22 protein-coding genes and 1 pseudogene are annotated in these 25,135 nt (G+C 53.9%); 10 read left to right on the top strand and 13 right to left on the bottom strand.

The features are described from left to right. The first annotated feature begins 54 nt into the window (after window positions 1-54). A protein-coding gene (locus CMR03_RS21235; protein WP_425270632.1) for an IS3 family transposase occupies window positions 55-1,277 on the top strand; the annotation gives its coding sequence in 2 pieces (ribosomal slippage) (window positions 55-399 and window positions 402-1,277; 1,221 coding nt in all). A gap of 49 nt (window positions 1,278-1,326) precedes the next feature. Here CMR03_RS21235 and glyS read toward each other — a convergent pair. Together glyS and glyQ are read right to left on the bottom strand one after the other, a co-directional pair. After that, on the bottom strand, window positions 1,327-3,396 hold the full coding sequence (gene glyS, locus CMR03_RS21230) for a glycine--tRNA ligase subunit beta (protein ID WP_096012583.1): 2,070 nt from the start codon (window positions 3,394-3,396) through the stop codon (window positions 1,327-1,329). Between the two features lie 9 nt (window positions 3,397-3,405). Beyond that, complete coding sequence (gene glyQ, locus CMR03_RS21225; protein WP_031375581.1) at window positions 3,406-4,317, bottom strand: glycine--tRNA ligase subunit alpha; 912 nt, start codon at window positions 4,315-4,317, stop codon at window positions 3,406-3,408. Between the two features lie 281 nt (window positions 4,318-4,598). On the opposite strand from glyQ, the gene CMR03_RS21220 reads away from it, so the two are divergent. Further along, a complete protein-coding gene (locus tag CMR03_RS21220) occupies window positions 4,599-5,594 on the top strand; it encodes an acyltransferase (protein ID WP_096012582.1) in 996 nt (331 codons plus the stop codon). Between the two features lie 3 nt (window positions 5,595-5,597). Here CMR03_RS21220 and yieH read toward each other — a convergent pair whose 3' ends face one another. Further along, on the bottom strand, window positions 5,598-6,260 hold the full coding sequence (gene yieH / locus CMR03_RS21215; protein ID WP_063877835.1) for a 6-phosphogluconate phosphatase: 663 nt from the start codon (window positions 6,258-6,260) through the stop codon (window positions 5,598-5,600). Between the two features lie 149 nt (window positions 6,261-6,409). On the opposite strand from yieH, the gene CMR03_RS21210 reads away from it, so the two are divergent. Further along, window positions 6,410-7,723, top strand: coding sequence for an NCS2 family permease (locus tag CMR03_RS21210; RefSeq protein ID WP_096012581.1), 1,314 nt, complete (start codon window positions 6,410-6,412; stop codon window positions 7,721-7,723). A gap of 45 nt (window positions 7,724-7,768) precedes the next feature. Here the strand turns inward: CMR03_RS21210 and CMR03_RS21205 are convergent, their stop codons facing one another. The 7 genes from CMR03_RS21205 to rpmH form a co-directional block, all read right to left on the bottom strand. After that, complete coding sequence (locus CMR03_RS21205; RefSeq protein ID WP_096012588.1) at window positions 7,769-8,512, bottom strand: 4'-phosphopantetheinyl transferase family protein; 744 nt, start codon at window positions 8,510-8,512, stop codon at window positions 7,769-7,771. Window positions 8,513-8,695: 183 nt separating this feature from the next. Then, the gene (locus CMR03_RS21200; RefSeq protein ID WP_063877833.1) at window positions 8,696-9,286 is read right to left on the bottom strand and encodes a malonic semialdehyde reductase; all 591 of its coding nucleotides are present in this window, start codon (window positions 9,284-9,286) and stop codon (window positions 8,696-8,698) included. Window positions 9,287-9,527: 241 nt separating this feature from the next. Next, the gene (gene mnmE, locus CMR03_RS21195) at window positions 9,528-10,892 is read right to left on the bottom strand and encodes a tRNA uridine-5-carboxymethylaminomethyl(34) synthesis GTPase MnmE (protein ID WP_096012580.1); all 1,365 of its coding nucleotides are present in this window, start codon (window positions 10,890-10,892) and stop codon (window positions 9,528-9,530) included. 89 nt (window positions 10,893-10,981) lie between these two features. Next, entirely contained in the window at window positions 10,982-12,628 is a 1,647-nt protein-coding gene (yidC, locus tag CMR03_RS21190; RefSeq protein ID WP_096012579.1) for a membrane protein insertase YidC, read from the bottom strand. Between the two features lie 2 nt (window positions 12,629-12,630). Beyond that, on the bottom strand, window positions 12,631-12,888 hold the full coding sequence (gene yidD, locus CMR03_RS21185; RefSeq protein ID WP_006121380.1) for a membrane protein insertion efficiency factor YidD: 258 nt from the start codon (window positions 12,886-12,888) through the stop codon (window positions 12,631-12,633). After that, window positions 12,852-13,211 carry a ribonuclease P protein component gene (rnpA, locus tag CMR03_RS21180; protein ID WP_013023999.1) on the bottom strand — a complete coding sequence of 120 codons (360 nt, stop codon included), beginning with the start codon at window positions 13,209-13,211 and terminating at the stop codon, window positions 12,852-12,854. Before rnpA ends, yidD begins: the two co-directional genes overlap by 37 nt. A 14-nt stretch (window positions 13,212-13,225) precedes the next feature. Continuing rightward, window positions 13,226-13,366: a 50S ribosomal protein L34 gene (rpmH, locus tag CMR03_RS21175; protein ID WP_003849659.1), complete on the bottom strand. Its 141-nt coding sequence runs from the start codon at window positions 13,364-13,366 to the stop codon at window positions 13,226-13,228. Between the two features lie 597 nt (window positions 13,367-13,963). Here rpmH and dnaA point away from each other — a divergent pair. The 6 genes from dnaA (at window position 13,964) to CMR03_RS21140 (ending at window position 22,513) form a co-directional block, all read left to right on the top strand. Then, on the top strand, window positions 13,964-15,370 hold the full coding sequence (dnaA, locus tag CMR03_RS21165; protein ID WP_063877830.1) for a chromosomal replication initiator protein DnaA: 1,407 nt from the start codon (window positions 13,964-13,966) through the stop codon (window positions 15,368-15,370). A gap of 4 nt (window positions 15,371-15,374) precedes the next feature. Continuing rightward, on the top strand, window positions 15,375-16,475 hold the full coding sequence (dnaN, locus tag CMR03_RS21160; RefSeq protein ID WP_096012578.1) for a DNA polymerase III subunit beta: 1,101 nt from the start codon (window positions 15,375-15,377) through the stop codon (window positions 16,473-16,475). A gap of 166 nt (window positions 16,476-16,641) precedes the next feature. Further along, window positions 16,642-17,727 (top strand): DNA replication/repair protein RecF, encoded by a 1,086-nt coding sequence (recF, locus tag CMR03_RS21155; protein WP_096012577.1) that lies wholly within the window; start codon window positions 16,642-16,644, stop codon window positions 17,725-17,727. A gap of 17 nt (window positions 17,728-17,744) precedes the next feature. Continuing rightward, window positions 17,745-20,153 (top strand): DNA topoisomerase (ATP-hydrolyzing) subunit B, encoded by a 2,409-nt coding sequence (gene gyrB / locus CMR03_RS21150; protein ID WP_063877827.1) that lies wholly within the window; start codon window positions 17,745-17,747, stop codon window positions 20,151-20,153. A 189-nt stretch (window positions 20,154-20,342) separates the two neighbouring features. Further along, the gene (gene yidA, locus CMR03_RS21145; RefSeq protein WP_063877826.1) at window positions 20,343-21,152 is read left to right on the top strand and encodes a sugar-phosphatase; all 810 of its coding nucleotides are present in this window, start codon (window positions 20,343-20,345) and stop codon (window positions 21,150-21,152) included. Between the two features lie 107 nt (window positions 21,153-21,259). Further along, a complete protein-coding gene (locus CMR03_RS21140; protein ID WP_096012576.1) occupies window positions 21,260-22,513 on the top strand; it encodes a YidR family protein in 1,254 nt (417 codons plus the stop codon). Here CMR03_RS21140 and CMR03_RS21135 read toward each other — a convergent pair. Then, on the bottom strand, window positions 22,494-22,856 hold the full coding sequence (locus tag CMR03_RS21135; protein ID WP_096012575.1) for a YceK/YidQ family lipoprotein: 363 nt from the start codon (window positions 22,854-22,856) through the stop codon (window positions 22,494-22,496). The genes CMR03_RS21140 and CMR03_RS21135 overlap by 20 nt on opposite strands. Before the next feature lie 282 nt (window positions 22,857-23,138). Between CMR03_RS21135 and ibpA the strand changes: the two genes are divergently transcribed. Beyond that, window positions 23,139-23,555 (top strand): small heat shock chaperone IbpA, encoded by a 417-nt coding sequence (gene ibpA, locus CMR03_RS21130; RefSeq protein WP_014332924.1) that lies wholly within the window; start codon window positions 23,139-23,141, stop codon window positions 23,553-23,555. A 220-nt stretch (window positions 23,556-23,775) separates the two neighbouring features. On the opposite strand, the pseudogene CMR03_RS21125 reads toward ibpA, so the two are convergent. Together CMR03_RS21125 and CMR03_RS21120 are read right to left on the bottom strand one after the other, a co-directional pair. After that, window positions 23,776-24,171: pseudogene (locus CMR03_RS21125) on the bottom strand (Rpn family recombination-promoting nuclease/putative transposase); the annotation flags it as partial. Between the two features lie 38 nt (window positions 24,172-24,209). Continuing rightward, entirely contained in the window at window positions 24,210-25,121 is a 912-nt protein-coding gene (locus CMR03_RS21120) for an EamA family transporter (RefSeq protein ID WP_063877821.1), read from the bottom strand. Window positions 25,122-25,135 lie beyond the last annotated feature (14 nt).

The following is a 25,135-nucleotide window of genomic DNA, read 5'->3' as shown; positions in this document are numbered from 1 at the left end:
TGTCCCGTCCTGAATAGCGTTGACACATTTTCCACTGGTTTTGAGGAGAATGTGATGAAACAGTATGTTAAACGCACTCAGCGGGATTACTCTCTGTCTTTTAAGCTGGCAGTCGTGGAGCAGGTTGAAAAAGGCGAGATGACTTACCGCCAGGCTCAGGAACGCTACGGCATCCAGGGATGTTCCACCGTGCTCATGTGGTTACGTAAATACGGTCATCTGGACTGGCAGTCATCCCGGCAGCGCACCACCCGTGGAGGAAACATGACAAAATCTCTCCCCCTCACACCTGAACAGCGAATCAAAGAGCTTGAGCAGCAACTGGCTGAATCCGAAGTTAAAGCGCAGTTTTTTGAAGCTGTCGTGAAGGTGATGAACACCGAATTCGGTGCCACACTCACAAAGAAGCAGTTAGCGTCCTTATCGCGAAAGCACAGACACAATCCCTGAAACTGACTGTCGTCAGGGTCTGCCGGTATTTAAAGATAAGCCGTCAGGCCTGGTATCAGGGATGCCGGCGTGAAATGCGCAGGGCTGAAAAGGCACACCGCATTACTGAAGAAGTCAGACTTATCAGGTTACAGCAGCCCCGCCTGGGTACCCGGAAACTGCAGCATATTCTTAACGAGCGGGAAGATGCCGCATTGCATATCGGGCGGGACAGTCTGTTCGCTGTGCTGCGGGAAGCCCGGTTACTGGTTCATCCGGCAAGGGCTTATCATAAAACAACGAACAGCCGTCATCATTTTTACAGACATCCGAATCTGCTGAAAGCGGGGCCGGAGCAGACGGTAATCTCCGGTCCGGAGCAGGTATGGGTTGCCGACATCACCTGGCTTCCGGTAAGAACAGGTATGGCCTACATCAGTCTGGTAACGGACGCTTTCTCACGAAAAATCGTGGGGTATCATGTTCATGAAAGTCTGCATACGGAACACGTTATTAAGGCGCTGCAAATGGCACTGAGGGAGCGGCAGGGAAAGGGCCGCCTGATCCACCACTCAGATCGCGGACTTCAGTACTGTTCGGCAATGTATCAGTCAGTGCATAAAAAACACGGTCTTGTCTGTTCAATGACGGACGGCTACGACTGCTATCAGAATGCGCTGGCAGAAAGGGTTAACGGCATACTGAAAAATGAATTACTGATTACGCGTCCGGCAGACGTGGTGCAGGCAGGCAGGATGGTCAGTGAGTCAGTCAGGATCTATAACAGCCAGCGTCCTCATCTGTCATTAAAATACAAAACGCCTGATGAGGTACATCAGGCGTTTTAAAAGATAAAAAAAGTGTCAACCTATGCCAGGACTAGTCATTCTGCATGGGTTACTGCAGCAGTGAAATATCAGCGACCTGCAGGAACAGTTCGCGCAGTTTCGACAGCAGCGTCAGACGATTAATCCGCACCGCCTGGTCTTCTGCATTCACCATGACTTTGTCAAAGAAGTTATCTACCGCTTCACGCAGTTGGGCCAGCTCAATTAACGCATCCTGATAGCGACCTTCTGCAAAGTAAGGCTGCAGTTTGCTGCTCAGGGCGGTAACAAAGGTGGCCAGCTGGATTTCTTCGTTCTCTTTCAACAATGACGCCTGCACGCTGTCATTCAGCGGTTCGGTCGATTTCGCCAGAATGTTAGAGACGCGCTTGTTGGCAGCGGCCAGTGCGGCAGCCTCATCCAGCGTACGGAAGTGTGATACCGCCTTCATGCGTGCATCAAAGTCTGCCGGACGGGTCGGACGACGTGCCAGTACCGCCTGCAATGTATCAATGCTGTGACCTTCTTCCTGATACCAGGTGCGGAAGCGCCCCAGCATGAAGTCGATGACGTCATTAACCGCATTGGCATTGCTCAGCTTGCTGCCATACAGGCGTACGGCTTCTTCCGTCAGCGTTTGCAGATCGAGCGGCAGATTTTTCTCTACGATAATGCGCAGTACGCCAAGGGCGGCACGACGCAGTGCAAAGGGATCTTTATCGCCTTTAGGATGTTGACCAATGCCGAAAATACCGGCCAGGGTGTCCATCTTATCAGCGATCGCCAGTGCGCAGGCTACCGGGCTGGAGGGCAAATCATCCCCCGCAAATCGCGGCTGATACTGCTCGTTCAGCGCCACGGCAACATCTTCGGCTTCGCCGTCATGACGCGCATAGTGCATGCCCATCACGCCTTGCGTGTCGGTAAACTCAAACACCATGTTGGTCATCAGGTCACACTTCGACAGCAAGCCTGCGCGCGTCGCGTGGTTCACATCCGCCCCCATCTGCGCCGCAACCCAGCCTGCCAGAGCCTGAATGCGGTCAGTTTTGTCACGCAGCGAACCCAGCTCTTTCTGGAACAGCACGGTGTCGAGGCGTGGCAGATGATCTTCAAGGCGTTTTTTGCGGTCGGTATTAAAGAAAAATTCGGCATCCGCCAGACGCGGGCGAACGACCTTTTCATTACCTGAAATGATCTGCTGCGGATCGCTGGACTCAATGTTGGTCACAAAAATGAAGTTCGGCAGCAGGTTGCCAGCGGCGTCATAAACCGGGAAGTATTTCTGATCGCCCTTCATGGTGTAAACCAGCGCTTCAGAAGGCACTTTGAGGAATTTTTCCTCAAAGGTGGCAGTTAATACAACCGGCCATTCCACCAGCGACGTTACCTCTTCCAGCAGGCTGTCACTCAGGTCGGCTACGCCGCCTAAACGACGTGCCGCGGCTTCCGCATCGGCTTTGATCATGGCTTTGCGGACCTGATAGTCGGCAATCACCTGGCCGCGCTTTTCAAGCACATCCGGATACTGATCGGCGTTCTCGAGCGTGATTTCACTTTCGCCCATAAAGCGATGACCACGAATAACGCGGTCTGACTGAATGCCCAGAATCGTACCGGGGATCAGTTCATCACCGAGCAGCATGGTAACGGTGTGCACCGGACGCACAAACTGCACGTCGCTGTTACCCCAGCGCATAAGTTTAGGCACAGGCAGTTTGCTCAGGGCCGTGGCAATCATTCCCGGCAGTAATACCTGAGCGGCCTCACCTTTAACCTGGGCACGATAAACCAGCCATTCGCCTTTATCGGTGCTCAGGCGTTCAGCCTGATCAACCGTAATGCCATTACCGCGCGCCCAGCCTTCTGCGGCTTTCGTCGCGTTGCCGTCTGCATCAAACGCTGCGGCTACTGCAGGCCCGCGCTTTTCAACTTCACGGTCAGGTTGGGCGGCACTCAGATTCGCGATTTTCAGCGCCAGGCGACGCGGCGCGGCGAACCAGAGCACCTCGCCATGGTTCAGATTGGCCGCATCCAGCTCGGCCGTAACCTGCGCCGCGAAGGCTTCCGCCAGGCTACGTAATGCTTTCGGTGGCAGCTCTTCGGTGCCGATTTCCACCAGGAACGTTTTCTCAGTCATGGCTGCCTCTTACTTTTTGTTATTGCACATCGGGAAGCCCAGCGCTTCACGAGAAGCGTAATAGGCTTCAGCCACGGCTTTGGTCAGGGTGCGGATACGCAGAATGTAGCGCTGACGTTCAGTCACCGAGATCGCTTTACGCGCGTCCAGCAGGTTAAAGCTGTGCGCGGCTTTCAGGATGCGCTCGTAAGCAGGCAGTGGCAGCGGTTTTTCCAGCGCCAGCAAATGCTGCGCTTCTTTCTCATACTGTTCAAAACAGGTGAAGAGAAAATCCACATCGGCGTATTCGAAGTTGTAAGTAGACTGCTCGACTTCGTTCTGGTGGAACACGTCGCCGTAGGTCGTTTTGCCTAGCGGACCGTCGCTCCAGACCAGATCGTAAACGCTGTCAACGCCTTGAATGTACATGGCAAGACGCTCGAGACCATAGGTGATCTCGCCGGTCACCGGTTTGCACTCCAGGCCGCCGACCTGCTGGAAATAGGTAAACTGCGTCACTTCCATGCCGTTCAGCCACACTTCCCAGCCGAGTCCCCAGGCGCCCAGCGTCGGATTTTCCCAGTTGTCTTCGACAAAGCGAATATCGTGCACAGTCGGATCCATACCCAACTCTTTCAGCGACCCAAGGTACAGCTCCTGAATGTTGTCTGGTGAGGGCTTGATGATCACCTGAAACTGGTAATAGTGCTGTAAGCGATTCGGGTTTTCGCCGTAGCGACCGTCGGTAGGACGGCGGGACGGCTGCACATAGGCAGCGGCAATCGGCTCCGGGCCAAGTGCACGCAGGCAGGTCATTGGGTGTGAAGTACCAGCGCCCACTTCCATGTCCAGTGGCTGAACAATGGTGCAGCCCTGGCGCGCCCAGTAATCTTGCAATGTCAGGATCAGGCCCTGAAAGGTCTTGGTATCAAACTTTTGCATGATGAGTTCGCACGCGGTTCGGCTAGATAAAAAAAGAGTGCGACAGTATACCCTTTGACCGCGCGATGTGCAGCCGGAAATCCTGCCGTGCAGCCCCGAACGTAGATTTTAGGACGCCGTTCGGCACCCAAGCGCCGCTGAACGGCGAAATTAACCTGTGCCGTTTGGCTTTTTTCATGCGATCTTGCGCACAGAGGGTTCTGAATCCCTGTCAACGCGCTTGTTGACTGCGACGCGACTGGCTACGCTTTGCACCGGGACGCACTGCGCCAGAGGAAACCATGTCGCAAAAGATTTACTGGATAGATAATTTGCGGGCGATTGCCTGCCTGATGGTCATCGTCATCCACACTACCACCTGGTATCTGGCCGGGCCGATGGCGATAAAAGGTCACTGGTGGGACGTTGCCAACCTGTTCAACTCGACGTCGCGCATCTGTGTGCCGCTGTTTTTTATGATTTCCGGCTACCTGTTCTTTGGGGAGCGCAGTGCGCAGCCACGTCATTTATGGCGGCTTGTGGGGTGCCTGCTGTTTTACAGTGCCGTCTCGCTGGTCTATATCAGCCTGCTGACGCCCATCGGTGAAGGACGCTCGATTTTAAAAATGCTGCAGAAGCCGGTGTTTTACCATCTGTGGTTTTTCTTCGCGCTGATCGGCATTTACCTGCTGTCGCCACTGATTCAGGTAAAAAGCGTACGACCGCGCTACGTCGCGTTGCTGGTGTTGGTTTTGGTGGTGCTGGCGAATCCCAATACCATGGATCAGTCATGGGGACGATTCCACTGGTTGCCGATTAACCTGTATATGAGCGGAGACAGTATTTACTACCTGCTCTACGCGCTGTTAGGCCGGGCTATCGGAACTATGGAAACAGACAGTCGCGGCGTGACTGCGCTCGCGGCGGTGGCTTTCCTGGCCTGCGTGACCGGCATTATGCTTGGCACCAAACGGGCGCTAATCGTCAACGGCGCGTTTAACGACACCTGGTATCTCTACTGCGGACCGCTGGTTTTTATTGCGGCTATCAGCGCCCTGCTGGTGTTCAAAAATGCCTTTAATCAACGAACCTTGCCCGGTTTAGCGACGATTTCACGTTACTCGCTGCCCATTTACGGTTTTCACGCGCTGTTTATTCATTTCATCCGCACCAATCACTATGACGATATGACGCGGCCCTGGCTGGATCTGCCTGCCGTGTTCACAGTCACCCTGGCAGGCAGTTTACTCCTGGCGATGATACTCAGTCGGATAGACCGACGGCACTGGGTGACCTGAGGGCTATGTTGTCAGATTCCAACCCCGGGCGCGCCATAGCCCGGGCAACGCGGCCATATCCGTAAACACCGTGACCAGTGGATGATCAAGCGCCGGGTTATGTGCATCGGCACAGTAATAGAACACCGGCATGCCGGCGGCGATACCGGCCTGCGCGCCCGCTTCAGAGTCATCCACCAAAATACAGCGTTCAACAGGGACCTGCATGTGCCGGGCGGCGTGAAACATCAGTTCTGGCTCGGGTTTCCAGTGGCCAATGTCGTAACCGCTGTAAAGATGATCGGCAAAATAGTCCAGCATGCCGGTCAAGCCCAGCGAGTGCTGCATCTTCTTGACCGTGCCGTTGGATACCACACACACCGGCACCTTCATCTGCTCCACCAGCGCCTTCGCCCCGGCGATCGGCTTCAGTTCAAGATCAAATAATCGCGCCACTTCGCTGCGGTAGGCAGGTTCAACCTCCTCCAGCGGTAAGGTTATCCGGTGCGATTCCGCGACATCGCGGATAATGTCATACAGTTTTACCCCTTTGTACTTTTCAAACATCTCCTGCAGGGAGAGCGTAATACCGTAACGGGCAAACGTGGTGACATAAGCGCGGGTGCACAGTACTTCACTGTCGACCAGGGTACCATCGCAATCGAAAAAGACGCATTCTGCTGACATCTGACTCAATCCTTTTATGTGGGTGCCCTTACACTTTAACGTAACCCTGTCGAATTGCGATAATGGCAATCGGTTGCGAAAAATCATTGTATTGCAGGGGCAAAATCGCCAGGATACGCGCCGGTGAAATTTTCTTCTGGATAAATGGCATGAACAAACACGGCCTTTTTCAGCGCGTATTTAAGCTGCAGGAACATGGTACAACGGTTCGTACCGAGGTCATCGCAGGCATTACCACGTTTTTGACCATGGTCTACATCGTCTTTGTTAACCCACAGATTTTGGGTGTCGCAGGCATGAATACCCAGGCGGTGTTTGTGACCACCTGTCTGATTGCCGCGTTTGGTAGCATTCTGATGGGCCTGTTCGCTAACCTGCCGGTGGCGCTGGCACCCGCGATGGGCCTCAATGCCTTTTTTGCTTTCGTCGTCGTGGGGGCCATGGGCTACTCATGGCAGGTAGGAATGGGCGCAATCTTTTGGGGGGCGCTGGGGCTGTTGATCCTGACGCTGCTGCGCGTCCGTTACTGGATGATCGCCAACATTCCGCTCAGCCTGCGCGTCGGCATTACCGCTGGCATTGGGTTATTTATTGCGATGATGGGGCTAAAAAACGCCGGCATCATTGTGGCGAACCCGGATACGCTGGTCACTGTGGGTAATCTCAGCTCACATCATGTCCTGCTGGGCGCACTGGGTTTCTTTATTATCGCTATTCTGGCGTCACGCAATATTCACGCCGCCGTGCTGATTTCGATGATCGTCACCACGGCGATTGGCTGGATGCTGGGCGACGTTAAGTTTGTTGGCGTATTCTCTGCGCCCCCTTCCATCACCTCGGTGGTCGGTCAGGTCGATATTAAAGGTGCATTTAATGTTGGCATGGCCGGCATTATCTTCTCTTTTATGCTGGTCAATCTGTTTGACTCGTCCGGTACGCTCATTGGTGTTACCGATAAAGCCGGAATCGCCGATGAAAAGGGTACTTTTCCACGGATGAAGCAGGCGCTGTATGTCGACAGTATAAGCTCTGTGACCGGCGCGCTGGCGGGCACCTCGTCCGTTACGGCCTATATTGAAAGTACCTCTGGCGTCGCCGTAGGCGGTCGTACCGGCCTGATGGCAGTGGTTACCGGTCTTCTGTTCCTGCTGGTGACGTTTTTGTCGCCGCTGGCGGCCATGGTTCCGGCTTATGCCGCAGCAGGCGCGCTGATCTACGTTGGCGTACTGATGACGGCCAGCCTGTCGCGGGTGAAATGGGACGATCTGACGGAAGCCGTCCCTGCGTTCGTTACGGCAGCAATGATGCCCTTTAGCTTCTCAATCACCGAAGGCATCGCGCTGGGCTTTATTGCTTACTGTGTGATGAAGCTGGGCACGGGGCGCTGGCGTGAAATCAGTCCCTGCGTGGTGATCGTCGCAGTACTGTTTGTGCTTAAAATCGCGTTTATCGACGGACACTAAGCGGAGATAAACGACTTTGCGCGTGCTGGCGACTGGCCTCAGCGGTCAGGATAAGGCCAGCGCGCGTCCATTCAGCGTCGTCAGACGTATCATCTGCGTACCGGCATCCGGCTTGTCCAGGGTGATATCACGCAGTTCAGACCACTGGCCGTCGCCGGTTATTTCCCATAAGTGCAAGTGCCGTACCTGAGGTGATAAAGCACAGGACCACACCAGCGTGGGCTCGGCATCACACAGAATTTGCAGATCGGTATGAAGCGTTGAACGCAGGCGTCCGGCGCCGGGTAACAGCTGGAGCGACGTCAGTCCTGTTTCATCTCCCCCCTGGAGTTTCATCACGCTGCGACGTAGCGTCCAAATCTGCGTCACCGCCTCAGGCACGTCTTGCTGGGCATTAATCCAGGTGATTTCTCCCGAACTTAAGCCCTGCATCATCTGCTCCTGCGTCTGACGACTGTGCGCCCGCACGATATCAATCTCCAGCCCAACCTGACTGCGCTCTTCAGCCAGCAATACGCCAACGGTATTCCCTGCGTAGGCAATATTAAAGTCCGGGAGATTGGGGTCCACGAAGGCCGGGCGGCCGTTATGGCAGTTAACTATCGGAGGAAGATGATGAAGGCCATAAACGCGTTGCATGAGCTGCTTCAATATAATGCGCGCCGCCAGAAAGCGCTCGCGACGTTTATCCGCCACGTGTCGCACGCTGTCGATAACGTCCTGCGTCATTGTCATGTCAACGAGCCGTTGGCCGGGGTTGCCTGCCCAACGAACAAAATGACCAGCCATCTGTCGCTCCATGAGAATGGTCAGATAATCATCAGCAGGATTATAAGCGCTTTCTCTGGCTGCCGCATTCGGCATTCCGTAAACCCTTCGCTTTTCAGAAAAGCATCAGGCTGACACCCGCACGGCAGGCAGCATAAACCGTCAGGGATGGGCGCTACGAAACGGCCGTAACGCTCAGGGATATCAGACGAACTGGCACGCCTGCTCAAGGCTCAGACGGGGTAAACGGGGATGAAGCTTATCCGGGATGCCATAGCCCAAATTAATTAACAGATTGGCCTGCCAGGTCGTATCGGCAAAAAAGGCCTCGTTCACTTTTAACGGATCAAAACCCGACATCGGCCCGGCATCCAGTCCCAACGCGCGCGCTGCCAGAATAAAATATCCTGCCTGCAGGCTACTGTTACGAAAGGCCGTCTCTTTGACCAAATCCGGTGTGTTGGTAAACCAGTTACGCGCATCGGCATGTTGAAACAGCATCGTCAGGTGCTGATAAAACTCGCTGTCCCAGGCAATAATAACGGTGACCGGGGCGTTCATGGTTTTCTCAAGGTTGCCTGACGCCAGCGCCGGTTTCAGCTTTTCTTTCCCCTCAGCGGAGGTGACAAAAACGAAGCGTCCCGGCGAGCAGTTTGCAGAAGTTGGGGCCAGGGCAACGAGCTGATAGAGTTGCTCCAGCAGGGCCGGGTCCACGGGTTTTTGCTGCCAGTGATTGTGAGTGCGGGCATGGTAAAAAAGGGTATTCAGCGCGTTATCATCAAGCGATGTAGTCATTATAACTCTCCAGGGAAGACATCCAGTATTCAACCTATACGGTGAGTTCAGGTTTTTGGATGCATTGCGGCCCGTCTTATCGCGTTTTTTGACCGTCAATGCACAGCAAAAAACGCGGGGCAGAGCATCCTTAACAATAATAACCTACGCCACAATAACGAATAAGCAACACATTACGATTTATCCCCTGAGCGGCGGCGTTCTGTTTTTGCCATGCCGCTTACGGGTTACGTGCTGTACATCATTTGCCGATACAGAAGCTCGAGAAAATGCGTCCCAGCAAATCGTCCGAGGTAAATTCACCGGTAATTTCGCTGAGCGCCTGCTGCGCAAGGCGCAACTCCTCTGCCAGCAACTCGCCTGCCCAGGCACCTAAGAGCTGAGATTTGCCCTGTTCCAGATGCGTCGCAGCACGCTCCAGTGCCTGCAGATGACGACGGCGTGCCAGGAAGCCACCTTCCATATTATCGGCAAAGCCCATGGTCTGTTTGAGATGGTCGCGCAATGTGTCCAGGCCTTCGCTGGTTCTGGCAGAAAGCCTGATAAGCGAATGACCATCGACTTCTGTCAGGCCCAGTGTTTCACCGGTGATGTCGGCTTTATTACGCACCACGGTAATCGGCAACTGGGGCGGCAAGCGTGCGACAAAATCTGGCCAGATCTCAGCCGGTTCGGTTGCGTGAGTGGTGGTGCCATCGACCATAAACAGCACTCTATCGGCCTGTTCGATTTCGTGCCAGGCGCGTTCAATACCAATACGCTCCACTTCATCGCTGGCTTCACGTAACCCGGCGGTATCAATGATATGCAACGGCATACCGTCAATATGAATGTGCTCACGCAGTACATCGCGCGTCGTACCGGCGATATCGGTCACGATGGCCGCCTCACGTCCGGCAAGCGCATTAAGCAGGCTGGATTTTCCGGCATTCGGCCGACCGGCAATGACAACCTTCATCCCTTCACGCAACAGGCTGCCCTGTTTGGCTTCGGCACGCACGGCATCAAGATCGCTGATGACCGTATTCAACTGCCCTTCGATTTTACCGTCAGACAGAAAATCGATCTCCTCATCGGGGAAATCAATCGCCGCCTCAACATAGATACGCAGATGAGTCAGTGCTTCCACCAGATGATTAATACGGACAGAGAATGCGCCCTGCAGTGAGTTGACCGCCGATCGTGCCGCCTGTTCTGAGCTGGCATCAATCAGATCGGCAATCGCTTCTGCCTGCGCTAAATCGAGTTTGTCGTTCAGAAAGGCACGCTCAGAGAATTCACCCGGTTGGGCAATGCGCAGACCCGGCAGCGCCACAATCCGTTTCAGCAGCAGATCCAGAATCACCGGGCCGCCGTGCCCCTGCAATTCCAGCACGTCTTCCCCGGTGAATGAGTGGGGGCCGGGAAACCATAGCGCGATCCCCTGATCCAGCACGCTGCCGTCACTATCGTTAAACGATAAATAGTCGGCATAACGCGGTTTGGGCAGTTTACCCAATATCTGCTGCGCAACCTCGGCGGCTCGCGGACCGGAAATACGCAAAATGCCAACGCCGCCGCGTCCGGGCGGGGTTGCCTGAGCAACAATGGTATCGCTATGGCTCATAAATTCTCTCTCACTACAAAAAACAAAGGCGGTCGCTTTGACCGCCTGAGCATAACCGTTTTTATCGCGGGAGACCTCCCGCGACGGCTTTACGCTTTCTTCTTGTCGCGGCTGTGTAAGCCACGTTTTTCCAGCCCGCGATAAATCAGCTGCTGCTGGAGGATGGTCACCAGGTTACTGACGATGTAGTACAGCACCAGACCTGACGGGAACCACAGGAAGAACACGGTGAAAATCACAGGCATATACGTCATGATCTTCTGCTGCATCGGATCGGTCACGGTGGTCGGTGACATCTTCTGAATGAAGAACATGGTGATGCCCATCAGAATCGGCAGAATATAGTACGGATCCTGTGCTGACAGATCGTGGATCCATAAAATGAACGGCGCATGACGCAGTTCTACCGAGCCGGACAGCATGTAGTACAAGGCAAGGAAGATAGGCATCTGAATCACCAACGGCAAACAGCCACCCAGCGGATTCACTTTTTCTGCTTTATACAGCGCCATCATTTCCTGGCTCTGCTTCTGCTTATCGTCACCTAAACGCTCACGCATCGCCTGAATCTTCGGCTGCAGCATGCGCATTTTCGCCATCGAGGTATACTGCGCTTTGGTCAGCGGGTACATGATGCCACGCACGATGAACGTGATGATGATGATGGAGAAGCCCCAGTTACCGATAAAGCTGTGAATGAACTTCAACAGTTTAAACAGTGGCTGAGAGATGAACCATAACCAACCGTAGTCAACCGTCAGGTCAAGGTGAGGCGCAATGGCAGCCATCTTGTCCTGAATTTCCGGGCCAACCCACAGCGTGGCATCCAGCGTCTGTTGTGCACCCGGCGCGACGGTTACCGGCGCGGATTTATAGCCGATGGCGGCAACGCCATTACCCAGATTACTGGTGTAAAGCGTATTCGCGCCCTGGGTGCGCGGCACCCATGCGGTGGCAAAATACTGCTGCAACATCGCTACCCAACCATTGCTGGTAGTGGTATTGAGGTTTTCGTTATCCGCGATGGTATCGAACTTAATCTTTTCGTATTTCGATTCGCTGGTGGAGTAAGCCGTACCGCGGAAGGTGTGCAACGCAAAGTTGTTGCTGCCGGTATCACGGTGTTTAGGCAAATCGATGGTCTGCTTTAACTGGCCAAACATCGACAACTCCAGCGGCTGCTGGCTGGTATTGTTGATGTTGTAGTCAACATTAACCGCATAGTCGCCACGCTTGAACACGAATGTCTTGGTATAGACAACGCCGTTTTCAGCGGTGAACGTCATCGGCACACGCAGTTCGCTCTGACCGTCAGCCAGTTCGAAATGGTCCTGGGCGGTGTTATACAGCGGACGCGCACCATTATTAGGATTATCCGGACCATTACGACCCGTTAAGCCACTTTGCGCCTGGTAAACAAACGACGGTGTGGTTTCCAGCAGCTCGAACGGCTTATCAGAACCCAGCTTATCTGGGTAAGTCAGCAGTTGTGCCTGGTCAACATCGCCACCGCGGGTGTTGATAGTTAATGACAGGACATCAGTCTTAACGGTGATCGTTTTACCCTGGCCGCTGGCCGGTACACCCTGGCCTGCAGCATCACCGGCTGCACTGTTTGTGTTCTGCGTGGTCTGGGTCTGCAAAGGCTTCGGAGCATGGTCCGTCTGCCAGGCTTGCCAGATCATGAAAGACACGAACAGAAAAGCGATGAGAAAGAGATTGCGTTGCGAATCCATCGTTAATGTTCTCTGGTATCAAAGGTTTTTGGCGGCACAGGATCGTCACCACCCGGGTTCAAAGGGTGGCATTTTAATACGCGTTTTAAAGTCAACCAACTGCCTTTTATCACGCCAAACCTGCGTAAGGCCTCAATTCCGTATTGAGAGCAGGTCGGATGAAACCGACAGTGTGGCCCCAGTAATGGACTGATGCCGCGTTGATAAACGCGTATCAGGACGATCAGGAACCGCGCGCCAGGCGACAGTGACGACGCCATAATTTCTCCAACGCTTCCGCCAACATACGGTTATCGAGATCGGCAACACCCTTCTTCGCAACCACCACAAAGTCCATCGACGGTAATTCATGCTGACGCAGACGAAAGCTTTCGCGGGTCAATCGCTTGATCCGGTTGCGTTCGTGGGCGCGTTTCACATGTTTTTTCGCGACAGTAAGACCGATGCGGGGATACCCCAGCGCGTTGAGGCGGCCGAGAATAGTAATTTGCGGCGTGCCAGCCCGTTGTGGCTGCTGAAAGACGAAAGTGAAATGAGTGGGAGTTAACAAACGTAACTCCCTGGGAAATGCGAGCTTACCCACCAGGGTTAGCTTTATTACTTAGAAACGGTCAGACGAGAGCGGCCTTTAGCACGACGACGTGCCAGAACCTGACGACCATTTTTAGTTGCCATACGAGCACGGAAGCCGTGTGAACGGTTGCGCTTCAGTACGGACGGTTGAAAAGTGCGTTTCATGGCGATTTCTACCTAAACTTGAAAATTTTCACTGGGTGACGCGTTTCCGGACCAAAAAACAGACCGACGCCTCAATGTGTCTTTAATAAAGAGGCGGGATTGTAATAATTGTACAGTCCCGAGTCAATTTACTTCGCTTGTCGCGGTACCAGAAACCCGGATTACAGCCCGCTGAGTCCGGGCATTGAGCATGACGCGACAACGCCGGGGGAAGAATTATACGGGGTCTGTGTTAAAGCGCAAGGATCGCGCAGGATCTTATTGCGATCAAATGGGCGCGTTAGTAAGCAAAAACGAGAGCTCGTCCGAAAAATTGAATCATTCAGCGCGATCCCAGGTGGTTTTTTCTACCACAAGCGTAAACTTTCTTCCGCGTTCATGTCCTGTGGATAAAAAGGATAAAAACTGTGTAGAAAGGGAAGATCTCTGTCGCGCTTTGCGCTATGATCCGCCCTTCCTCTGACGATCCTCCAATGATTGCAGGATGGAAAACCGCTGATAGCGGTCGCAGGCGCTTTCTTTCGTCTGTGTCAAAAATGAACGTTTCTTAGATTAGCGCCTACTTTTCTTATCGAATTTGTACGAGTGGAGTCCGCCGTGTCACTTACGCTTTGGCAACAGTGTCTTGCCCGTTTGCAGGATGAGCTTCCTGCCACCGAATTCAGCATGTGGATCCGTCCACTTCAGGCTGAATTAAACGACAATACGCTTGCCTTATATGCTCCTAACCGCTTCGTACTCGACTGGGTTCGGGATAAATACCTTAACAGCATCAATGCATTGCTGAATGAATTCTGCGGTGTCAACGTACCGTTGTTGCGTTTTGAGGTGGGCACGCGCCCGGTTCAACAAGCCGCAGCGGTCAATCAGCCTGTCATGGCCAGCGTCAGCGCTCCGGCTGCACCCGTTCAAAACCGCCCGGCGCCTGCGCAGATCATGCGCCCAAGCTGGGATAATGTGCCTGCGCCAGCAGATGTAACTTATCGTTCTAACGTCAATAATCGCCATAACTTCGATAACTTTGTCGAAGGTAAATCGAACCAGCTGGCACGCGCGGCGGCGCGCCAGGTGGCTGACAATCCTGGCGGGGCCTATAACCCACTGTTTCTCTATGGCGGTACGGGCCTGGGTAAAACCCACCTGTTGCATGCGGTAGGTAACGGCATTATTGCGCGTAAACCCAATGCCAAAGTGGTTTACATGCACTCCGAGCGCTTTGTGCAGGACATGGTTAAAGCGCTGCAAAATAATGCTATCGAAGAGTTTAAGCGCTACTACCGTTCGGTTGACGCGCTGCTGATCGATGACATTCAGTTCTTTGCCAACAAAGAGCGTTCTCAAGAAGAGTTTTTCCATACCTTTAATGCCCTGTTAGAAGGCAATCAGCAGATCATCCTGACCTCGGATCGTTATCCTAAAGAGATCAACGGCGTCGAAGATCGTCTGAAGTCGCGCTTTGGCTGGGGCTTAACGGTAGCGATCGAACCGCCAGAACTGGAAACCCGCGTCGCGATCCTGATGAAAAAGGCGGATGAAAACGATATCCGCCTGCCGGGCGAAGTAGCCTTCTTTATTGCCAAGCGTTTACGTTCCAATGTGCGCGAGCTGGAAGGGGCACTGAACCGGGTCATCGCCAACGCCAATTTTACCGGCCGGGCGATTACGATCGATTTCGTTCGTGAAGCGCTGCGGGATCTCCTGGCGTTGCAAGAGAAGCTGGTCACTATTGATAATATTCAGAAGACCGTTGCTGAGTACTACAAAATTAAAGTCGCAGACCTGCTCTCTAAGCGCCGTTCGCGCTCGGTAGCACGTCCGCGTCAAATGGCGATGGCGATGGCTAAAGAGCTGACCAACCACAGTTTGCCGGAAATCGGCGACGCTTTTGGTGGTCGCGACCATACCACGGTGCTTCACGCTTGCCGTAAGATTGAGCAGTTGCGTGAAGAAAGCCACGACATCAAAGAAGATTTCTCAAATCTCATCAGAACATTATCTTCGTGACGCTATGAAATTTATTGTTGAACGTGAACAGTTGCTAAAGCCGCTGCAGCAAGTCAGTGGTCCATTAGGTGGTCGCCCGACGCTGCCAATCCTCGGCAACCTGCTGATGCAGGTTAATGAAGGCTCTTTGTTGCTGACCGGCACCGATTTAGAAATGGAAATGGTCGCACGGGTTGCGCTAACCCAGGCGCACGAGACCGGCGCGACGACCGTTCCGGCACGCAAATTCCTTGATATTTGCCGTGGCCTGCCGGAAGGCGCGGAGATAAACGTAACGCTGGAAGGCGAGCGCATGTTAGTGCGCTCTGGCCGTAGCCGCTTTTCGCTCTCTACGCTGCCCGCCAGCGATTTCCCCAATCTGGATGACTGGCAGAACGAAGTTGAATTCACGCTGCCTCAGGCCACGCTAAAACGCCTGATCGAAGCCACCCAGTTCTCTATGGCCCACCAGGACGTACGTTATTACCTGAACGGCATGATGTTTGAGACGGAAGGCGAAGAGCTGCGTACGGTTGCTACCGACGGTCACCGTCTGGCGGTCTGCTCAATGCCCATTGGCCAGGCGCTGCCAAGCCATTCAGTGATTGTGCCGCGTAAAGGGGTCATCGAGCTGTTACGCCTGCTGGACGGCGGTGATACGCCGCTTCAGGTGCAGATTGGCAGCAGTAATATCCGCGCGCACGTTGGCGACTATATTTTTACCTCCAAGCTGGTGGATGGCCGTTTCCCTGATTATCGTCGGGTATTGCCTAAGAACCCGGATAAAGTCCTGGAAGCAGGCTGCGATCTGCTGAAACAGGCTTTTGCCCGTGCGGCGATTCTCTCTAATGAGAAATTTCGCGGCGTTCGGCTGCATATCACCGAAAATCAGCTGAAAATTACCGCCAATAATCCTGAGCAGGAAGAAGCGGAAGAGATGCTGGATGTCAGCTATAACGGCAGCGAACTCGAAATTGGCTTCAACGTCAGTTACGTACTGGATGTGCTGAATGCCCTTAAGTGCGAGAATGTGCGTCTGCTGCTGACAGATTCGGTGTCAAGCGTGCAGATCGAAGATGTGGTGAGTCCGGCAGCGGCCTATGTCGTCATGCCAATGCGTTTGTAGAACACGGGCTCATCGGTTCGCTAGTTTCATCCGTTCAGTGCGCCTTTCTGGTCACATACGTTGTATGCGCCAGGCGCGCTGAGCGTGTGAAAACAAGCAGAACCGCTAACGTCCGGAACCACTGAGATTTGATAAACCTCATTTGCCCTTCACGCTGGATTGATTCATGGCTTTAACCCGCCTGCTGATAAAAGATTTTCGTAATATTGAACAGGCCGACTTAGCGTTAGCGCCAGGGTTTAATTTTCTGGTGGGTGCGAATGGTAGCGGTAAAACCAGCGTGCTTGAGGCGATTTATACACTGGGACACGGCCGTGCTTTCCGCAGTTTACAGGCGGGCCGGGTGATTCGTCACGATCAGGCAGCGTTTGTGCTGCATGGTCGGCTGGAAGGTCAGGAACGCGAGCTCTCGGTGGGGCTGAGTAAAAACCGGGCCGGAGAAAGCAAAGTCCGCATTGATGGCAGCGATGGTCACAAAGTCGCTGAGCTGGCGCAGCTATTGCCGATGCAGTTAATTACGCCAGAAGGTTTTACTCTACTTAACGGTGGCCCCAAATATCGCAGAGCCTATGTGGACTGGGGCTGTTTTCATAATACGCCAGGCTTTTTTAATGCCTGGAGCAACCTCCGCCGCCTGCTTAAGCAACGCAATGCGGCGTTGCGTCAGGTCACGCGCTACAGCCAGATTCGTCCCTGGGATCAGGAACTGGTCCCGCTGGCCGAGCAGATCAGCCAGTGGCGCGCCGAATACAGCGCGGCCATCTCAGCCGAAATTGTCACCACCTGTGGACAGTTCTTACCCGAATTTGATCTGCGTTTTTCGTTCCAGCGTGGCTGGGACAAAGAAAGCGATTACGGCGAGCTGCTTGAACGCAACTTCGAACGCGATCGTGCCCTGACTTATACCGCCAGCGGCCCGCACAAAGCGGATTTCCGTATTCGTGCCGAAGGTACGCCGGTGGAAGATTTACTCTCACGCGGTCAGCTTAAGCTACTGATGTGTGCATTGCGTCTGGCGCAGGGCGAGTTCCTGACCCGCCAGAGCGGACGCCGTTGTGTTTACCTCATTGATGACTTTGCCTCTGAACTGGATGACAGCCGTCGTCGCCTGCTGGCGCAACGACTGAAAGCTACCCAGGCACAGGTCTTTGTCAGCGCCATCTCTTTGGAGCATGTAATCGACATGACTGACGAAAAGGGCAAGATGTTCCGCGTGGAACAGGGTAAAATAGCGGTTCAACCTAAAGATTAAATGAGCGAGAAACGTTGATGTCGAATTCTTATGACTCTTCAAGTATCAAAGTCCTGAAAGGGCTTGATGCGGTACGCAAACGCCCGGGCATGTACATCGGCGATACCGATGACGGAACCGGTCTGCATCACATGGTATTCGAGGTCGTGGATAACGCAATCGACGAAGCGCTCGCCGGTCACTGTAAAGATATCGTCGTCACCATCCATGCGGATAACTCTGTCTCCGTACAGGATGACGGACGTGGTATCCCAACCGGCATCCACGAAGAAGAAGGTGTGTCGGCAGCGGAAGTCATCATGACCGTCCTGCACGCCGGTGGTAAGTTTGATGACAACTCTTATAAAGTGTCTGGCGGCCTGCACGGCGTGGGTGTTTCCGTTGTTAACGCCCTGTCGCAGAAGCTGGAGCTGACCATTCGTCGCGAAGGCAAAGTGCATCAGCAGATCTATGTGCACGGGGTGCCTCAAGCGCCACTGGCGGCCACTGGCGATACCGACGCAACCGGTACCCGCATCCGTTTCTGGCCAAGTCATGACACCTTTACCAACGTTACCGATTTCGAATACGACATTCTGGCGAAACGCCTGCGTGAACTGTCCTTCCTGAACTCTGGCGTGTCGATCCGTCTGGAAGACAAGCGTGATGCAAGAAATGACCACTTCCACTATGAAGGCGGCATTCGTGCTTTTGTTGAGTATCTGAATAAGAACAAAACGCCTATTCACCCCACCGTATTCTATTTCTCGACCGAGAAAGATGGCATTGGCGTAGAAGTGGCACTGCAGTGGAATGACGGCTTCCAGGAAAACATTTACTGCTTTACCAACAATATTCCACAGCGCGACGGCGGTACGCACCTTGCCGGTTTCCGCGCGGCGATGACGCGCACCCTGAATGCCTATATGGATAAAGAGGGTTACAGCAAGAAAGCCAAAGTCAGCGCAACCGGTGACGATGCGCGTGAAGGGCTGATTGCAGTGGTTTCGGTAAAAGTACCGGATCCGAAATTCTCTTCACAGACCAAAGACAAACTGGTTTCTTCAGAAGTGAAATCGGCCGTTGAACAGCAGATGAACGAACTGCTGGCTGAATATCTGCTGGAAAATCCGGGCGATGCGAAAATCGTTGTCGGCAAAATTATTGATGCTGCACGCGCCCGTGAAGCTGCACGTCGTGCCCGTGAGATGACCCGCCGTAAAGGCGCGCTGGATCTTGCTGGCCTGCCAGGCAAACTGGCGGATTGTCAGGAGCGCGATCCGGCGCTGTCAGAAATCTACCTGGTGGAGGGTGATTCCGCAGGCGGTTCTGCCAAGCAAGGCCGTAACCGTAAGAATCAGGCCATTCTGCCACTTAAAGGTAAGATCCTGAACGTCGAGAAGGCGCGCTTCGATAAGATGCTGGCTTCTCAGGAAGTGGCAACGCTGATTACCGCGCTCGGCTGCGGCATCGGCCGCGATGAATATAATCCAGACAAACTGCGTTATCACAGCATCATCATCATGACCGATGCGGACGTCGACGGCTCACACATTCGTACGCTGCTGTTGACCTTCTTCTATCGCCAGATGCCAGAAATTATCGAGCGTGGCCACGTTTATATCGCGCAGCCGCCGCTGTACAAGGTGAAAAAAGGCAAGCAGGAGCAGTACATCAAGGATGATGAGGCAATGCTTCAGTACCAGATTGCTATTGCCCTTGACGGCACTTCGCTGCACACCACCGCCAGCGCACCGGCGTTAGGCGGCGAACCACTGGAAACGCTGGTGGCTGAATTCAACAGCACCCAGAAGATGATCAAACGTATGGAGCGCCGTTATCCGGTCGCCATGCTGCGTGCGCTGATTTATCACGATACCCTGAGCGATATCAGCAACGAAGCGCAAGTGACCCTGTGGATCAACGGCCTGGTTAGCTACCTGACCGAACGCGAAGCGCACGGCAGCACCTATCTGGCACAGGTTCGTGAAAACCGTGAGCAGAGCGTCTTTGAGCCAGTTTTACGCGTCCGTACGCATGGCGTGGATACCGACTATCCTCTGGATGCCGAGTTCCTGCAGGGTGCAGAATACCGCAAGATCTGCACTCTGGGCGGCAAACTGCGCGGTTTGCTGGAAGAAGATGCCTATATCGAACGCGGCGAACGCCGTCAGCCTGTCAGCAGTTTTGAACAGGCGATTGACTGGCTGGAGAAAGAGTCGCGTCGCGGTCTGTCGGTCCAGCGCTATAAAGGTCTGGGCGAGATGAACCCGGAGCAGCTGTGGGAAACGACCATGGACCCGGACAGCCGCCGTATGTTACGCGTGACCATCAAAGATGCGATTGCCGCCGATCAGCTGTTCACCACACTGATGGGCGACGCGGTTGAACCACGCCGCGCCTTCATAGAAGAGAATGCGCTGAAAGCCGCAAATATTGATATCTAATCGCCCTGCGATGAGCAAAACCCTTCCCCTGGAAGGGTTTTTTTTTGCCTGACACTGCCGCCGGTTTACACATCGCCAGACGGGCGGTGGCCAGATTATGGTGTAAGCGTGCGATAAAGCGCCGACGAACTGGTCAATATGCGCTGAATCGCGCTAGCATTGCAGCAAACCTTACACAACGAGGATGCTATGGCTATAAAACTGATCGCAATTGATATGGATGGCACGCTGCTGAATCCGCAGCATGAGATCACGCCAGGGGTAAAAACAGCGCTGAACCGCGCCCGGGAAAAGGGTGTTTCCATTGTGTTAGCGACCGGCAGGCCTTTCGTTGGCATTGAACGTTATCTGATGGAGCTGGATCTGCAAACCAGCGGACAGTTCTGCATCAGCAATAACGGTGCCCTGGTTCACCGGGCCGAAGATGGCGAGGTGGTCGCGGATGTGACGCTGGGTTATGACGATTATCTGTATGTCGAGAAGCTGGCTCGGGAACTGGGCGTGCATTTTCAAGCCTTTGATAAGTCGCATCTTTACACGCCAAACAAAGACATCAGCGAATTCACTATTCACGAATCCAGCCTGACCGGTATTCCGGTACGCTATCGCGCCGTGGAAGAGATGGACCCGACCACCCGCTTCCCGAAACTGATGATGATTGATAAGCCCGCCCTGCTCGATGCGGCGATTGCAAAGTTGCCTCAGCATGCACATCAAACTTACACCATCCTGAAGAGTGCGCCCTATTACCTGGAGATCCTCGATCGCCGGGTGAATAAAGGCTACGGTGTAAAAATGCTGGCCGAAAAACTGGGACTTAAAGCGGAAGAAGTGATGGCGATAGGCGATCAGGAAAACGATCTGGCCATGATTGAATACGCAGGCACCGGTGTGGCAATGGGCAATGCCATTGAATCGGTTAAGCAGATTGCGCAGTTCGTCACCAAAACCAACAGGGAAGATGGTGTTGCGCACGCGATTGAAAAATGGGTGCTTTAGCCTGTTCTGACGCAGGGTGAGGCCGCCGTTGATTGCCTCTTATGAGGCTGTTTCATCCATAAATACACGCGCGTAATTTGCCGCCCTCCTGTTCACTGGATTTTGCTATGTCTGAAAAACAGATCACCTTTGCATCGCGCCACCATCAGTTGACGAACATCAACGTCTGGACCGCTGACAGCCAGTGGCTGGCATTTGATGTGCGGCCTTCCGGCGCTTCTTTTACCAGCCAGACCATTGAGCGCGTGAATGTGAACACGGGCGAAGTGGAGGTGGTATATCAGGCAAAGGATGGCGCGCACGTTGGCGTCGTCACCGTAAGTCCGACATTGCCCCCACGTTACGTTTGTATCCATGGGCCTGAGCATCCTGACGAAAGCTGGCATTACGATTTTCATCATCGGCGCGGCGTGATCGTGGCAGAGGGCCAGGCCGAAAACCTGGATGCATGCGATATCACGCCGCCCTTCACGCCAGGTGCCCTGCGTGGCGGCTCCCACGTGCATGTTTTTAGCCCGGATGGCACACGCATTAGCTTCACCTATAACGATCACGTAATGCACGAGCGGGATCAGCGTCTTGACCTGCGTAATGTCGGCATCGCCGTACCACTGCGATCGGTTAAGCCAGAAAAGCAGCACCCGCGCGAATACGATGGCAGCCATTTTTGCGTGTTAATTAGTGAAACGACCGCCAGTCCGCAGCCGGGTAGCGACCACATCAACCGGGCATATGAAGAGTGCTGGATTGGCAACCAGGGCTATCAAAAACCTGACGGTAGCTGGCAACGCTGGGCCATCGCCTTTATCGGTGACACCCTTTCCGCTACAGGGGAAAAGTGTCCCGAAGTGTTTGTCGTCGATCTGCCTGAAGCGCTGGAAGCGTATGCAATGCCGGGAGGTTTACCGCTGGAAGGTGATAACGATCATCTACCTGCGCCGCCGGCTGGTGTTCGGCAACGCCGCATAACGACGACTCAAGGACTGGCGTTACAACCTCGCCACTGGCTGCGAAGTTCGCCAGATGGCAGTGCGATAGCGTTTTTAATGGCAGACAGCCAGCAGGTGATCCAGCTTTGGCACGTGTCGCCTAACGGCGGCAAACCCCGTCAGGTAACCCGCCTGCCCAGCAGCATCCAGTCGGCGTTTAGCTGGCGGCCCTGTGGCGAAGCCATTGCCTTTATCTGCGATAACAGCGTTATGCTTTGCCGCGTGGCAACCGGTGAGTGTCAACGCTTAACGGTACGACATAGTGAGACGCCGTCCGGTGAGGCCGTGGTCTGGTCACCAGACGGAAAGCAGATTGCTTTTATGCGTGAAAAAGAGGGCTGGCGGCAACTGTTTACCGTTGCGGTTGCATAGCGGGCATGGGTTGAGCATGGGCCAGGTTTTCCTCGGTGTGCGCCAGCTTTTCGCTCTGCAGCACCCGGGCGCGCGGTGAATCCAGACGTTGGTCGCTATCGCTACGATAATAATCCCAGGGTAACAACAGCGTATCCATTACCGCAGAAAAAGGCAGGTCAACCAGCGCCAGCGGCTTAAGCGCCCAACTGGCATTGCTGTCGGTAAGAATATCAGCGCTGGCGCGCGTGCCCGGATAATAGCCCTGGCTTGCCCCGGTATGCGTCATCACACTGGAACATCCACTTGAAACGACCGCGCAGCACATCACGCCTGCCAGCGGTAACCTTTTCATCATTTTCATATCGTCATCCCTTCAGTCCTGGCAACACCTGACTGAGTTGGCTCGCCAGAATACCTTATCACCCGCTAGTGAAGTCCGTTCTGGTCCGGCTATGTACCCCTGAGTGTATGTCATTTCACCGATTTGGCGAAAAAATTACGTACGGCACCTTGAAAGCATGTTACCTGCACCCATTTTTATAGCAGGCCGTTAAGGTTGCCGCCGTAAGGGGCAATGCGGTACGACACAACCTGTCCACTGCTGGAAGGTTGCCAAAACTTGCTGACATTCAGGAGTATTTTTATGCGTAACTTTGATCTGTCTCCACTTTATCGCTCTGCTATCGGTTTTGATCGTTTGTTCAACCTGCTTGAGTCCAATCAAAATCAGAGCAACGGGGGTTATCCTCCTTATAATGTCGAACTGGTTGATGAAAACCATTATCGCATTACCATCGCGGTGGCCGGTTTTGCCCAGAGTGAACTTGATATTACTGCCCACGATAACGTGCTGATCGTGCGTGGTGCCCATCCAGAAGAGCAGACTGAACGTAAGTATCTCTATCAGGGCATCGCCGAGCGTAATTTCGAGCGCAAATTCCAGCTGGCTGACCATATCGTCGTGCGTGATGCGCGTCTGGAAAATGGGTTATTGAGCATTGATCTTGAGCGTCTGGTGCCTGAAGAAGCAAAACCACGCCGGATTGAAATTCTGAAATAAAACGGCCGTAACGGCTAAGTCATTCTGGAGAACGACCACAGCATTGCTGCTGTGGCCGTTTTTTTATGGATGACATTGGCAATAAAGACGTTTTGCAGCCCTGCCTCGTTGAAGCGTGTATCAGGGCGATGCGGCGACTGACGCGGGAACGGGCAAAGCGAAGCATAATGAGGCATCAGGTTTGCAATAGCCTCATGGAGCACGTTGCGGTGGCGTAAAATCAGTGCTGAATCTGTGCCAGCTCTTCTTCGCTCAGGCCCGTCATTTTCATTACGGTAGAGAGATCGAGACCATTCTGCAGCATGGTTCGCGCGACTTCGCGTTTACCTTCATTGCGGCCTTCCTGTCGTCCGAGCTGAATCCCTCGCTCAATGCCTTTCTGAATGCCTTTCTGAATGCCTTTTTGTTCAAGCTGCTGTGCGATAGTCATTAGCGCGTCTCCGTGTTGCGGTACCCGCCGGGCGAGTTCCTGGATAAAAGCCTCGACGGCCAGGGTTTCCCCCGCCTGCATAATATAATGTACTAAGGATACGACCTGTGATGATGAAAGATAACCGGACAGCAGCACAGGGACAAGTCTGTCCATCAGATCGGCGAGATCGCGCTGATGGAGATGGTACGCTCGTCAGATGCCTGCACTCTCAGCCGGATGATTTATGTTTGCGAACGCATAAACCATCGCTGCCTGATCATGCCACCAAACATATTCACCAGGAGCCCGACAATAATTACCGCTGCGCCCACAACCTGCTGGAGTGATAGCGTTTCCCCCAACAACAAGGCCGCACTGACGATCCCCACCACAGGCACCAGCAGAGACAACGGCGCAACGCGCCATGTTTCATAGCGGCTGAGCAAGGTACTCCAGATGCCGTAGCCCATAATGGTCGCGACAAACGCCAGATAAACGAGCGCCAGTATCGTTTGCAGGTTAATCTGCGTCAGACTACTCATTATCGCCGATTCACCGTCGAACAGCAGCGAACAGCCAATAAAAGGAAGAACCGGAACCAGGGCGCTCCAGACCACCAATGACATCACCGGTACGGGATAGTGACGCGTAATGATCTTATTGGTGATATTGCCCAGTCCCCAGGAGAACGCCGCCGCCAGCATCAGCATCATCGTCGTCAGCGTAATACCGGCTGCACTCTGGCCCGCCATTCCCGAGGTCGCCAACAAAAACATACCCAGAGTGGCGATAATAATACCCACGATATGATTCCAGCGGAGTTTCTCTGCCAGAAACAGCGCCCCGAGTAGCAACGTAAAGAACGCCTGTGCCTGAAGCACCAGCGAGGCCAGGCCTGCCGGCATGCCCAGCTTGATCGCCAAAAACAGAAACGCAAACTGCCCAAAACTGATGGTCATGCCGTACAGTAAAATCCAGCGCAGTGGTACGGCAGGACGACGCACCAGCAAAATGGCGGGAAAGGCGACCAGAGCAAAACGCAGTCCGGCCAGCAAGAAGGGCGGCATATTCTGCAGGCCCAGTTTGATCACCACAAAGTTCACGCCCCAGGCAACCACCACACAAAGGGCCAACAGCATATCTTTTCCCGACACAGCACACTCCTTTT

Origin of the sequence: Pantoea allii, from assembly GCF_002307475.1 — a bacterium.
GTDB lineage: Bacteria > Pseudomonadota > Gammaproteobacteria > Enterobacterales > Enterobacteriaceae > Pantoea > Pantoea allii.
The sequence above is the reverse complement of the archived record's forward strand: the minus strand, read 5'-3'. Positions and strand labels throughout refer to the sequence as shown.